Annotated in this window: 13 protein-coding genes, 1 tRNA gene and 1 pseudogene; 8 read left to right on the top strand and 7 right to left on the bottom strand. The window is 59.8% G+C overall.

Annotated elements, in window-relative coordinates; genetic code table 11:
- Positions 1-43: 43 nt before the first annotated feature.
- The 3 genes and pseudogenes from V3W27_RS16285 to V3W27_RS16275 all read left to right on the top strand — a co-directional run.
- Positions 44-154 (top strand): annotated as a pseudogene (locus tag V3W27_RS16285) (PAAR domain-containing protein); the annotation flags it as partial.
- A 148-nt stretch (positions 155-302) separates the two neighbouring features.
- Positions 303-827: a hypothetical protein gene (locus V3W27_RS16280; protein WP_330207059.1), complete on the top strand. Its 525-nt coding sequence runs from the start codon at positions 303-305 to the stop codon at positions 825-827.
- Positions 828-1,050: 223 nt separating this feature from the next.
- Positions 1,051-2,619 carry a sensor domain-containing diguanylate cyclase gene (locus V3W27_RS16275; protein ID WP_247842861.1) on the top strand — a complete coding sequence of 523 codons (1,569 nt, stop codon included), beginning with the start codon at positions 1,051-1,053 and terminating at the stop codon, positions 2,617-2,619.
- A gap of 92 nt (positions 2,620-2,711) precedes the next feature.
- On the opposite strand, the gene V3W27_RS16270 is transcribed toward V3W27_RS16275, so the two are convergent.
- Together V3W27_RS16270 and V3W27_RS16265 are read right to left on the bottom strand one after the other, a co-directional pair.
- Positions 2,712-3,011 (bottom strand): hypothetical protein, encoded by a 300-nt coding sequence (locus V3W27_RS16270; protein ID WP_330207058.1) that lies wholly within the window; start codon positions 3,009-3,011, stop codon positions 2,712-2,714.
- A gap of 90 nt (positions 3,012-3,101) precedes the next feature.
- A complete protein-coding gene (locus V3W27_RS16265; RefSeq protein WP_330207057.1) occupies positions 3,102-3,686 on the bottom strand; it encodes a GNAT family N-acetyltransferase in 585 nt (194 codons plus the stop codon).
- Positions 3,687-3,813: 127 nt separating this feature from the next.
- On the opposite strand from V3W27_RS16265, the gene xth reads away from it, so the two are divergent.
- Complete coding sequence (xth, locus tag V3W27_RS16260; protein WP_096796937.1) at positions 3,814-4,608, top strand: exodeoxyribonuclease III; 795 nt, start codon at positions 3,814-3,816, stop codon at positions 4,606-4,608.
- A gap of 100 nt (positions 4,609-4,708) precedes the next feature.
- Positions 4,709-5,536: an arylamine N-acetyltransferase family protein gene (locus V3W27_RS16255; RefSeq protein ID WP_330207056.1), complete on the top strand. Its 828-nt coding sequence runs from the start codon at positions 4,709-4,711 to the stop codon at positions 5,534-5,536.
- A gap of 2 nt (positions 5,537-5,538) precedes the next feature.
- Here V3W27_RS16255 and V3W27_RS16250 read toward each other — a convergent pair whose 3' ends face one another.
- Positions 5,539-5,871, bottom strand: a complete 333-nt coding sequence (locus tag V3W27_RS16250; RefSeq protein ID WP_330207055.1) for a BrnA antitoxin family protein — start codon at positions 5,869-5,871, stop codon at positions 5,539-5,541.
- 3 nt (positions 5,872-5,874) lie between these two features.
- Positions 5,875-6,159 carry a BrnT family toxin gene (locus tag V3W27_RS16245; protein WP_103484283.1) on the bottom strand — a complete coding sequence of 95 codons (285 nt, stop codon included), beginning with the start codon at positions 6,157-6,159 and terminating at the stop codon, positions 5,875-5,877.
- A 253-nt stretch (positions 6,160-6,412) separates the two neighbouring features.
- Between V3W27_RS16245 and V3W27_RS16240 the strand changes: the two genes are divergently transcribed.
- A complete protein-coding gene (locus V3W27_RS16240) occupies positions 6,413-7,936 on the top strand; it encodes a nucleobase:cation symporter-2 family protein (protein WP_330207054.1) in 1,524 nt (507 codons plus the stop codon).
- Positions 7,937-8,122: 186 nt separating this feature from the next.
- On the opposite strand, the gene V3W27_RS16235 is transcribed toward V3W27_RS16240, so the two are convergent.
- A tRNA-Asn gene (locus V3W27_RS16235) sits at positions 8,123-8,198 on the bottom strand.
- A gap of 228 nt (positions 8,199-8,426) precedes the next feature.
- Between V3W27_RS16235 and V3W27_RS16230 the strand changes: the two genes are divergently transcribed.
- Complete coding sequence (locus tag V3W27_RS16230; RefSeq protein WP_247269304.1) at positions 8,427-8,657, top strand: hypothetical protein; 231 nt, start codon at positions 8,427-8,429, stop codon at positions 8,655-8,657.
- Here the strand turns inward: V3W27_RS16230 and V3W27_RS16225 are convergent.
- Positions 8,654-8,854 carry a hypothetical protein gene (locus V3W27_RS16225; protein WP_247269305.1) on the bottom strand — a complete coding sequence of 67 codons (201 nt, stop codon included), beginning with the start codon at positions 8,852-8,854 and terminating at the stop codon, positions 8,654-8,656. The two genes, V3W27_RS16230 and V3W27_RS16225, sit on opposite strands and share 4 nt — an antisense overlap.
- A 225-nt stretch (positions 8,855-9,079) precedes the next feature.
- Positions 9,080-10,276, bottom strand: coding sequence for an amino acid aminotransferase (locus V3W27_RS16220; protein ID WP_027611521.1), 1,197 nt, complete (start codon positions 10,274-10,276; stop codon positions 9,080-9,082).
- A gap of 337 nt (positions 10,277-10,613) precedes the next feature.
- On the opposite strand from V3W27_RS16220, the gene uvrB reads away from it, so the two are divergent.
- A complete protein-coding gene (gene uvrB, locus V3W27_RS16215) occupies positions 10,614-12,629 on the top strand; it encodes an excinuclease ABC subunit UvrB (RefSeq protein ID WP_007969222.1) in 2,016 nt (671 codons plus the stop codon).
- Positions 12,630-12,641: the final 12 nt, after the last annotated feature.

Genomic DNA, 12,641 nt, shown 5'->3' with positions numbered 1-12,641 from the left:
GCGCCCCCCAAAGGATGACCCGCAACACTGCAAGGAGCTGTTCATGAGCGGAAAACCCGCCGCCCGCGTCACCGACCCAACCGCCTGCCCACTCCCGGGACATGGCACCAATCCAATTGCCAGTGGCTCGCCGAATGTGAATTTCGACGGATTGGTGAAAAGTGGCTTATCTCCTTTGGCCCTTCATTAAACGTCAATGTAGACACAAATCATGCAAATGCTTTGGGGTTGTTTACTGCCCGTATCGCGGGGAGCAAATCGGCAGCCGATATGCTTTTTGACTCAATCATGAAGGATTTTCCATGATGTACAGGGTGCTCATTTGTTGCTTGCTCTCTATTTGCTCAGGTTGTGCGAAAGACCATACAAAGCCTCCCGCAAACCTGAACTTCGAATCTGTGGAAAGAGAAAAGTCGCTGCTATCCATCATCCGGTATCAGTCGGACGTTGATGTGTTGGATCTTTTTGATCGCGGGGAGCGAGTTGGGATGATTTCGGGCATGCTTCATTGCGCATTGGCGGATGATCATGATTTCTCAGTAGGCAAAGCCATACAGTTCTCCGCATCCGGTTTGATACGATCGGAAAAAAATGAAAACAACAAGGGAAAGTTTTCCTACCTTACTCGCGCATTCCTCAGTGAAACTTCCAGCAACCGAAGTTCTGAGAGAAATCTTTCAGTAACAGAACTGAATCAACTCCTCGCGAACAAACAACAAATCCCCTGCAAAGTCGTCGTCACCGCGTACGGCTACAAACCCTACTACTCAAACACCATGAACCTGCCGGTCGCGGATTTGCTGCGGGAAATCAACAAACCCCGATAGTCGTCATCGGTGCCCTGCGCAGATACGCGAGGGCGATCGCCCGCAAAACCACCACTGAAAATAAATCGACGTGCGGAGGTCATCCAAATCCCTTGCGCGCCGATACAGCGGGGCAGGCGTGTGTTGGCGGGGCGGGTTTGCTGTGCGCACCCCGCTGGGCTACGCTCATGAAAAGTAAGGGTTTCGGGCTGCGGCCCCTGTCGTACCTGCCCAGGACACGTTTTTGCCAATCCCCATTCACGACCCCCATCAGACTCCCGGCACGCTTAAACGCCTGCCACTGCGCAAGGCGGCAGCGCTGTTCATCGTTGCGGTGTGCCTGTGCCTGTCTGGCTTGCTCTATCTGCAACTGGAGCAGACACGGCGTCAGGACCTGGCGAACGCGCAGATCGCCTCGACTAACCTGACCCGAGCCATGGCGCAGCAGGCCGAGGACACGTTTCTGGCCGCTGACCTGGTGCTCACCAGTCTCGCTGATTGGGTCGAGGACGATGGTTATGGCGCCGCGCAGCGACCACGTCTGCAAAAAACCTTCGCGCGTCGGGTGCAGCAACTGGAGCAGTTGCACGGCATGTTCCTCTTCGATCGCGAGGGCCAGTGGGTGATCACCTCGTTCCCGGACCTGCCCCGTGGCAAGGGTGTGGCCGACCGCGAGTACTTCAAGTTTCACCAGCAAAACGCTTCTACCGTGGCGCACATCGGCCCGGCGATTCGCAGCCGCGAGAATGGCCAGTGGATCATCCCGATCTCGAAACGCATCAACGACCGCGCCGGCAACTTCCAGGGCGTGCTGATGGCCGGGATCAAGATGGCGTACTTCGACCGGTTCTTCAAAAGCTTCAGCCTCGATGACAACGGCATCATGTTTCTCGGACTCAAGGACGGCACGTTGCTGGCGCGGCGACCGTTCGACGAAGGCCTGATCGGTTCGTCGCTGGCGCAAGGCAGGATCTACCAGAAGCTGCTGCCCGAAGCCCCGGCCGGCACTGCGATGATCAAGTCGGTGGTCGACGGCGTGGTGCGCTTGTACGGCTACCGCCAGTTGGCGGCTTATCCGCTGGTGGTAGCGTCCGCCTCTTCGCGCGACACGATTCTCAAGGGTTGGTATGAGCGGGCCTTTCAGTCCAGCGTGATTGTGGCGCTGGTGATTCTTGGCGTCGGCCTGTTCGGCTGGGTGTTCATTCATCAGGTGCGCGACGGCGAGCGAATCGAGAAAAACCTGCGCAAGGCACAGCGCACACTGGAGCAGATCGCGACCCACGACAGCCTGACGGGGCTGGCGAATCGGCGCCTGTTCGAGCAATCGCTGGAGATCGAATTTGCTCGCGGTGCACGGCAGTCGAGTCCAGTCGGCTTGATCATGCTCGATATCGATTTCTTCAAGCGCTACAACGATGCCTACGGGCACGTGGCAGGGGATCACTGCCTGACTCAGGTGGCCCAGGTGTTGAAGAATTGCTCTCAACGCAAGTCTGACCTGGCGGTGCGGTACGGTGGCGAAGAGTTCGCGGTGTTGCTGCCGGATACCGACATCAACGGCGTGCTGGCGATTGCCGGGCAGATCCGTCGCAGTGTGATGGATAAACGCATTACTCACAGCGGTTCGCCCACCGGATACCTGACGGTGAGTCTGGGCTGCTACTCATTTATTCCGAGCGGCAATGACAGCCTTGAAGTGTTTATCCAGCGTGCTGACGCGGCGCTGTATCAGGCAAAAAATGCCGGACGCAATCGCGCGGCGGTGTTGTCGCTGGAGGAGGGTGTTGCCGAGTTGATGCGGTCGGATCGCTAAAGCCTCCGCGCTTGATCTGTGGCGAGGAATCGGATTCCAGCGCCACAGATTCATGCCTTCATGCCGGATCACCAGCGGTCACGCTTATTCGTTCAGCTGCCTGTGCCACCACCGGTACCGCCAGTTCCGCCGCCGGCCGAACCAGTGCCGCCCCCCGCTCCCGATCCAGAACCCATGGTGCCACTGTTGGTGCCGGTACCCTTGCCGGCGCCATCGGTACTGTCACCGTTTTTCGGAGCGCCGGGGGTGCTGTTGGGGGGCAGGTTGGTGCCGCTTGTAGCACCGGATTTGGTGCCGGAGGCATCCGCCCCGTCATTGGCGGCAAAGGCGCCGACCGAGGCGGTGGCCAGCAGCCCGGCGAGCAACAGGGAAGTCAGTTTGCGCGTTGTCATGGTACGTCTCCCAAAAAGGTTCGGTTACCTGACTTTGGTCTGACGGCCGCAGCTGTTGGTGCCGATTGGCTGACGAGCGGTTGTCGAGCCTCAGCCTCGATCCTCAGCCAGTTTCTGCTCCAGCGCCTGCCGTACCTGCGGCCATTCGTCATCGATGATGCTGAAACGCACCGAGTTACGCTTGCGGCCGTCGGGCATGATCCGCTCGTGGCGCACGATGCCTTCCTGTTGCGCACCGAGGCGCAGAATCGCGTTGCGCGACTTCTGGTTGTTCTCGTCGGTGGTGAACTGCACTCGCACGCAGTCGAGCACCTCGAAGGCGTGACGCAACATCAGGTATTTGGCTTCGGTGTTGACGAAGGATTTCTGCCAGCGTGCCGAGATCCAGCTGCTGCCGATTTCCAGCTTGCGATTGAGCGGGTCGATCTTCCAGAACCGGGTCGAGCCGATCACTTCGCCGCTATCCTTCAACACGATCACAAACGGCATGACCGTACCGGCATCACGGCCGTCGAGGGCTTTTTTCAGATAGCTGTCGATGGTGCTCGCCGACGGCACCACAGTGACGGTGAGGTTCCACAGTTCGCCGTCGGCGGCAGCGCGGAGCAGGGCGTCGGCGTCGCTGTACTGAAGCGGACGCAGGAGGATGCGCGGGCCTTGCAGGGTGGTGAGCATGGAATCAAGTCTCGGCAGTTCGGGGCAGTGACGAGCGCCTATTACGCCGCAGCCGGTTGATCCGATGCAACCACCGCCTTTAGCAAAGGGTCACAAATTTCACACCTTGTTCGCCGGAGCCTGAACGATGAAAAACCTGCGGATCGCCACGTTCAACGTCAACGGCCTGCGCGCACGCTTGCCGAACCTGCTGGCGTGGCTCAAGCGCGAGCAACCGGACATCGCTTGTCTGCAGGAACTCAAGTCGGTTGACAGTGCATTCCCCGCCGCCGAACTGGAGGCAGCGGGGTACGGCGCGATCTGGCACGGGCAGGCGTCGTGGAACGGCGTGGCGATTCTCGCTCGCGATGCGCAGCCGCTGGAGAGTCGCCGCGGTCTGCCGGGCGATCCCGAGGACAAGCACAGCCGTTATCTGGAGGCGGCGGTGCACGGTGTGTTGGTCGGCTGCCTGTACCTGCCCAACGGCAATCCGCAGCCGGGGCCGAAGTTCGACTACAAACTGGCCTGGTTTGAGCGCTTGATCCGCTACGCCAAGGATTTGCAAAGCAGCGATCATCCGGTGGTGCTGGCCGGTGATTACAACGTGGTGCCCACCGATATGGACATCTATAACACCCGGTCCTGGCTCAAGGATGCGCTGCTGCAACCCGAAAGCCGCGAGTGTTATCAGCGGCTGCTTGATCAAGGCTGGACCGATTCGCTGCGCCATCTGTATCCCGACGATCGCCTCTACACCTTCTGGGATTACTTCCGCCAGCATTGGCAAACCAACTCTGGTCTGCGCATCGATCATCTGCTGCTCAATCCGGCACTCAGTCCGTACCTGCACGAGGCCGGGGTCGACGCCTGGGTGCGTAACGAACCGCACGCCAGCGATCATGCGCCGACCTGGATTCGCATCGGTTCGCGCAAGCGTCGGTAGTGGTGATTGGCGAAATCAATTGTCGGAGTCGAGGCCCGATCCCGTATACATGTCGGCCAGCGGCGCAACGATCCGCGGCCACATGCAAAAGGACTGAGCAATGAGCGAGCCACGTCTGGCGAATCCGACGTTGTACCTGCAACACCTGGGGTTCGACATCCCACCGCCCCCCACACTGACAACCCTGCGGCAGTTGCAGTTGCGCCACACCGGCGTCTTTCCCTTCGAGAACCTGTCGACGATCACTGGCGCGCCGGTGCTGATCGATCTGGCGTCGGTCGAACAAAAGGTTCTCCACGGTGGCCGGGGTGGTTACTGCTACGAACTGAACAATCTGTTTCTGGCGTTATTGCTGGAGCTGGGCTTCGACGCCCGTGGCATCTCCGGGCGTGTGGTGCTGGCGCAACCCGAAGGCACGTGGACGGCGCGTACCCACCGCTTGAGCCTGGTAATCATCGATGGCGAGCGCTACATCACCGACGTCGGCTTTGGCGGTATGGTGCCGACCGCGCCGCTGCTGCTCGATACCGAGGCCGCACAGTCGACGCCGCACGAGTCCTATCGCATCGAGAAACAGGCCGATGGCTACATGCTGCGCGCCAATGTCGCGGGGGAGTGGCGCGCGATGTACCTGTTTGATCTGCAACGCCAGGAAGACATCGATTACACCCTCGGCAACTGGTACGTCTCGACCCATCCCGAGTCCCCGTTCGCCACACGGCTGATGGTTGCGCGCACTGGCGATGGTTGGCGCCGGACCCTGAACAACGGCAGTTTCGCGATTCATCATATGGGCGCCGCCAGCGAGCGACGCGAGGTGGCGGATGTCGATGAGTTGATCGAGGTGCTGGAGCAGGAGTTCGGCTTGCGCGTGCCTGACCAGCCGCATGTGCGCCAGTCGCTGGCGCGGATGCTCGTACCGGCCTGATCTCAGGGCTTAGCCTCCGGTTCCAGTACCCGGCGGATTTCCCCGACCGCCGCCGACAGCTTTTTTTCCAGACTCTTGAGGTCGGCGGCGGTGATGCCTTTCTTGAATTGCCCGGAGTGGGGCGGCTCGGCTTCCTGCTTTTTGCTGCCAGCCTCCAGCAGGGCATGGCGCAGGGTGTTGTTGATCACCGTCTGATAACCGAAGCCTTCGTTTTCCGCCACGCTGCGGGCGGCTTCGATGACCGCGTCATCAAGCATGATGGTGATGCGGGTCTTGCCCTTGGCGGGCGCCAAGGCTCCGCGTTTGCCCTGCGAGAAGTCGTATTCGTCTTTCATCGTTCAAGCCTCCTGAAAATAAGCGCAACGTTCGCTCGGTGTGGCGACACGTGCAGAAATGATTCGTACGACGTTGGCTTCGCGATAACTGTACGCAACCACCAGCAAACGTCCTTTGCCATCGAGACCGAGGGTGATCCAGCGCTGTTCGTCATGATCGTTGTCCTCGATCGTCAGCGCGCGTTCGTCATGAAAGACCGGCTCGGTCTCGGCAAGGCTGACGCCCCTGTGCTTGAGTTTGTTGGCTGCGTTCTTGCTTTTGTCGTACTGAATTTCGAATGACTTAATTATGCATACTTTATATGTATAAAAAAGAGCGCCGGTGCACCGCTGGTCGCCATGAATAATTCAGCCTAGTGCGATAAGAACCGGGGGCAGGAGGGGATGTGTTGCCGGATTTGTGGGAGATGGAGGTGGCGAGATAGAAGCTTGGGTGGCTACCTATCCATTATGTGACTGACAAGTTGTATACAACTCTATGGACATTTGTCCCGAGTATTGAATACAGTGTGCGCATAACAAAAACCAGGGAACCCCCCACATGAAAACGCCCCATGTTTCACACCAACGGCCCGAGGACGAAAATCTCGGGGTCGGCGCGAATATGGCTTACGGCCTGCAACATGTTCTGACCATGTACGGCGGTATCGTTGCGGTGCCACTGATCATTGGCCAGGCGGCCGGGCTGTCGCCGGCGGACATTGGTTTGTTGATTGCTGCTTCATTGTTTGCGGGGGGGCTGGCGACACTGCTGCAAACCCTGGGTCTACCGTTTTTTGGCTGTCAGTTGCCGCTGGTGCAGGGCGTGTCGTTTTCCGGTGTGGCGACCATGGTCGCGATTGTCAGCAGTGGCGGGGAGGGCGGCTTCCAGTCGGTGCTGGGCGCGGTGATTGCCGCATCGTTGATCGGCTTGCTGATCACCCCGGTGTTCTCGCGAATCACCAAGTTTTTCCCTCCACTGGTCACCGGTATCGTGATCACCACCATCGGCCTGACGCTGATGCCGGTGGCTGCGCGCTGGGCCATGGGGGGCAATAGCCACGCGCCGGACTTCGGCAGCATGCAGAACATCGGTCTGGCGGCGGTGACGCTGGTGCTGGTGTTGCTGCTGAGCAAGGTCGGCAGCTCGACCATCTCACGTCTGTCGATCCTGTTGGCCATGGTGATCGGCACGATTCTGGCGGTGTTCCTCGGCATGGCGGATTTCTCCGGTGTCACCCAAGGGCCGATGTTCGGCTTCCCGACGCCGTTCCACTTCGGCATGCCGACCTTCCACTTCGCCGCGATCCTGTCGATGTGCATCGTGGTCATGGTGACCTTGGTGGAAACCTCGGCGGACATTCTGGCGGTCGGTGAGATCATCGGCACCAAAGTCGATTCCAAACGTCTTGGCAACGGTTTGCGCGCGGACATGTTGTCGAGCATGTTTGCGCCGATCTTCGGATCGTTCACCCAGAGCGCCTTCGCGCAGAACGTCGGGCTGGTGGCGGTGACCGGGATCAAGAGCCGTTTTGTGGTGGCAACAGGCGGTATCTTTCTGGTGATTCTCGGTCTGCTGCCGTTCATGGGCCGGGTGATCGCGGCGGTGCCGACCTCGGTGCTGGGCGGCGCCGGTATCGTGCTGTTCGGTACGGTGGCGGCGAGCGGGATTCGCACGCTGTCAAAGGTCGATTACCGCAATAACGTCAACCTGATCATCGTCGCCACCTCGATCGGCTTCGGCATGATCCCGATTGCCGCACCGAACTTCTACGATCATTTCCCGAGCTGGTTCGCGACCATTTTCCACTCGGGCATCAGCTCGTCGGCGATCATGGCGATCATGCTGAACCTGACCTTCAACCACTTCACTGCCGGCAACTCGGACCAGCAGTCGGTGTTTGCCGCCGCGGAAGAGCGCACCCTGCGTTATCGCGACCTGGCGGCGCTGCGTGAAGGCGATTACTTCAGCGACGGCAAGCTGCACGATTGCGATGGCAAGGAAGTGCCGGTGATCGAGCCTGATGAACACGATCATGGGCATGGCGCGCCGAAGACCCAGATGAAGAGCAGCGAGCATGTTTGAGCGCTGAATGGATGAAAGAGGCCGATCTGTTGTGAGACAGATCGGCCTTTTTGGTTTGAAGAGCAAAAGATCGCAGCCTGCGGCAGCTCCTACAGGGGATCGGAGCTGCAGCAGGTTGCGATCTTTTGACTTTTCGAGCGCCCACAAAAAAGCCCCTGAATCTTTCGATTCAGGGGCTTTGCTATTTGGCTCCACAACCTGGACTCGAACCAGGGACCCAATGATTAACAGTCATTTGCTCTACCAACTGAGCTATTGCGGAATTGGTGCGTATGTTACTGATTCAAAAAGAGAAGTCAAGCGTCGGGTGTAAATTTTCTGCGTTCGGCAGGACGGACGGTGTTTTGTCAGCGATTGGCGGTTACCAGAACCGCCTCACAGGTCTACCATGGTTGCCCGGAAGTGGTCACACGCGCTGCCGGCCATTCGCCGAAAAGGTACGCGCCATGACTCGAACCGTTGTTGTTTCCCTTTCACGCGAGGTGCTCGTATGAGCGTCACGCAAATCAGTCTGCCCAAGGGCGTTGGCCCGCACGCCGAGAAGCTCTTCGACGCGATCACCCAGGCCAGCACCGCTGAAGAGCTGAACCGTGCTGGCGGCAAGGCCGAAGGGTTCGTGCTCGGCCTGGAAAGCACCAAGGCGGTCAAGAGCCAGATCGCCGAATCGCTCTACGTCGCGTATGACGATGCGGCCAGTCAACGGGCGACGGAACTGGCTTAACCGCCGAAAGTGATGGTGCCGAGCATCAGCTTGGCATAAGCGGCGGTGGCGGCCAGTTGCACCAGCCACAGGGCCAGGCCGCCGAGGAAGACGCCCGCTGCGACTTGCAGCACCAGGCTTTTGTCGCGTTTGGCCGGGGGGCGGGGGATGAAATCATCCAGATCGTCTCGGTCGGCGCGCAGGTTGTCGTTTTTCATAGGTGTTCTCGCAGAACTCTGAGGTGTACACAAAACCTGTGGGAGCGGGCTTGCTCGCGAAGGCGTCGGCCCAGCCAGTATTTTTGTCGCCTGATGCACCGCTTTCGCGAGCAAGCCCGCTCCCACAATGGAATCTGTGTGCAGTCTAGAGGGTTCGGATAGTTTTCCGGGACAAATAAAAAACGGGAAGCCCCAAGGCTTCCCGTTTTTCATTGCCAGGCGAAATCAGATGACCTGAACGATCGCATCCGTGACCGCTTTGATATTGCTCTGGTTCAGTGCCGCGACGCAGATGCGGCCGGTGTCCAGGGCGTAGATGCCGAACTCGTTGCGCAGGCGATGCACTTGCTCAGTGGTCAGGCCGGAGTAGGAAAACATGCCGCGCTGACGGCCGACGAAGCTGAAGTCACGCTGCGGGGCTTTTTCCGCCAGCAGGGCGACCATCTGCTCGCGCATGCCGCGAATGCGCAGGCGCATTTCTGCCAGTTCGGCTTCCCACTGGGCGCGCAGTTCCGGGCTGTTCAACACAGCGGCGACGATGCTGGCACCGTGGGTCGGCGGGTTGGAGTAGTTGGTGCGGATCACACGCTTGACCTGCGACAGCACGCGCGCGCTTTCTTCTTTCGATTCGCTGACGATCGACAATGCACCAACGCGCTCGCCGTACAGCGAGAACGACTTGGAGAACGAGCTCGAAACGAAGAAAGTCAGGCCCGATTCAGCGAACAGACGCACAGCCGCGGCGTCTTCGTCGATGCCGTCGCCGAAACCCTGGTAAGCCATGTCGAGGAACGGCACGTGACCTTTGGCCTTGACCACGTCCAGCACGTTTTTCCAGTCGGCCGGGGTCAGATCGACGCCGGTCGGGTTGTGGCAGCAGGCGTGCAGCACAACGATCGAGCCGTTCGGCAGGGCGTTGAGGTCGTCGAGCATGCCGGCACGGTTCACGTCGTGGGTGGCAGCGTCGTAGTAACGGTAGTTCTGCACCGGGAAACCAGCGGTTTCGAACAGCGCGCGGTGGTTTTCCCAGCTCGGGTCGCTGATTGCCACAACGGCGTTCGGCAGCAGTTGCTTGAGGAAGTCGGCACCGATTTTCAGCGCGCCGGTACCGCCGACCGCCTGAGTGGTGACGATGCGACCGGCAGCGATCAGCGGCGAGTCGTTACCGAACAGCAGCTTTTGCACCGCCTGGTCGTAGGCCGCGATGCCGTCGATCGGCAGGTAGCCACGGGAAGCGTGCTGCGCAGCGCGAATGGTTTCGGCTTCGATCACCGCGCGCAGCAGGGGAATTCGCCCCTCTTCGTTGCAGTAAACACCTACACCCAGGTTGACCTTGGTGGTTCGGGTATCGGCGTTGAATGCTTCGTTGAGGCCCAGGATTGGATCGCGGGGTGCCATTTCGACAGCGGAGAACAGGCTCATTATTACGGCGGCTCTGAATGGAGAGTGGAGGGACGTGTCGCGCTCCAGCCGAATGCACTAGAGCGGTGCACAAACGGGGAGCTAGTATAGAGGCCATCACTGAGCAATGGCGACAGGCGATTCAGCTTTTCAGGCAAGTTTTTCCGATTATTTCTTGACCGTTAGTCGATTGACTCTGTCAGAGACTTTACCGGATGTAGGACGTTTGCCTTGAAAGGCGAGGCAATCGGCTCCACATTGAGCACAATCTTCGTTTTTCCTTGGGCGACAACGGTCGTTTGCGGTCATCCCCGCGGCTCGGCTGTTTTCTGCGCGAGCCGCGATCCCAGAGGTGTGTATGTCCGAATTCCAGCTAGTCACCCGCTTCGAGCCCGCCGGCGATCAACCTGAAGCGATCCGCCAATTGGTCGAGGGCATCGAAGCCGGGCTGGCGCACCAGACGCTGCTCGGTGTGACCGGCTCGGGCAAGACCTTCAGCATCGCCAACGTCATCTCACAGGTACAACGCCCGACGCTGGTGCTGGCGCCGAACAAGACCCTCGCCGCGCAACTGTATGGCGAGTTCAAGGCGTTCTTCCCGAACAACGCGGTCGAGTATTTCGTTTCGTACTACGACTACTACCAGCCCGAAGCCTATGTGCCGTCGTCCGACACCTTCATCGAGAAGGACGCGTCGATCAACGACCACATCGAGCAGATGCGTTTGTCCGCAACCAAGGCGTTGCTCGAACGCAAGGACGCGATCATCGTTACCACGGTGTCGTGCATTTACGGTCTCGGTAGCCCGGAAACCTATTTGAAGATGGTGCTGCACGTCGATCGCGGCGACAAACTCGATCAGCGCGCCTTGCTGCGGCGTCTGGCCGACCTGCAGTACACCCGCAACGACATGGATTTTGCCCGGGCGACTTTCCGCGTGCGCGGCGACGTGATCGATATCTATCCGGCGGAATCCGATCTGGAAGCGATCCGCATCGAACTGTTCGATGACGAGGTCGAGAGCATCTCCGCGTTTGACCCGCTCACCGGCGAAGTCATCCGCAAGATGCCGCGCTTCACCTTCTACCCGAAGAGTCACTACGTGACGCCACGTGAGACCCTGCTCGACGCCATCGAACACATCAAAGTCGAATTGCAGGAACGCCTCGAATACCTGCGCAGCAACAACAAACTGGTCGAGGCCCAGCGCCTCGAACAGCGCACCCGTTTCGACTTGGAAATGATCCTCGAACTGGGTTACTGCAACGGCATCGAAAACTACTCGCGCTACCTGTCCGGACGTCCGGCCGGTGCCGCGCCGCCGACGCTGTATGACTATCTGCCGGCCGACGCCTTGCTGGTGATCGACGAGTCTCACGTCAGCGTGCCGCAAGTAGGCGCGATGTATAAGGGCGACCGTTCGCGTAAAGAAACCCTGGTGGAATACGGCTTCCGCTTGCCGTCGGCGCTGGACAACCGGCCGATGCGTTTTGACGAGTGGGAAGGGGTGAGCCCGCAGACCATTTTCGTCTCGGCGACGCCGGGCAACTACGAGGCCGAGCATGCCGGGCGCGTGGTCGAGCAAGTGGTGCGTCCGACCGGTCTGGTCGACCCGCAGGTTGAAGTGCGTCCGGCGCTGACTCAGGTTGATGACTTGCTCTCGGAAATCACCAAGCGCGTGGCGGTCGAGGAGCGGGTGCTGGTCACCACGCTGACCAAACGCATGGCCGAAGACCTCACCGATTACCTCGCCGACCACGGCGTGCGCGTGCGTTATCTGCACTCGGACATCGACACCGTCGAGCGGGTCGAGATTATCCGCGACCTGCGTCTGGGTACCTTCGATGTGTTGGTGGGGATCAACCTGCTGCGCGAAGGTCTGGACATGCCGGAAGTGTCGCTGGTGGCGATTCTCGATGCCGACAAGGAAGGCTTCCTGCGTTCCGAGCGCTCGCTGATCCAGACCATCGGCCGGGCCGCGCGGAACCTAAATGGCCGGGCGATTCTCTACGCCGACCGCATCACTGGCTCGATGGAACGGGCGATTGGCGAGACCGAGCGTCGTCGCGACAAGCAGATCGCCTTCAACCTGGAAAACGGCATCACCCCGAAGGGTGTGTTCAAGGACGTCGCCGACATCATGGAAGGCGCCACCGTGCCCGGCTCGCGCAGCAAGAAGCGCAAGGGCATGGCCAAGGCTGCCGAAGAAAACGCCAAGTACGAAGCCGAACTGCGCTCGCCGAGCGAAATCACCAAACGCATTCGCGCGCTGGAAGAGAAGATGTACCAGTTGGCGCGGGATCTGGAGTTCGAAGCGGCGGCGCAGATGCGCGATGAGATTGCCAAGTTGCGTGAGCGGCTTTTGGCGGTTTGATCTTCATCGTCT

The sequence above is a fragment of the Pseudomonas sp. AM14(2022) genome, assembly GCF_036346455.1.
In the GTDB taxonomy this organism is placed as follows: Bacteria; Pseudomonadota; Gammaproteobacteria; order Pseudomonadales; family Pseudomonadaceae; genus Aquipseudomonas; species Aquipseudomonas putida_A.
The sequence above is the reverse complement of the archived record's forward strand: the minus strand, read 5'-3'. Positions and strand labels throughout refer to the sequence as shown.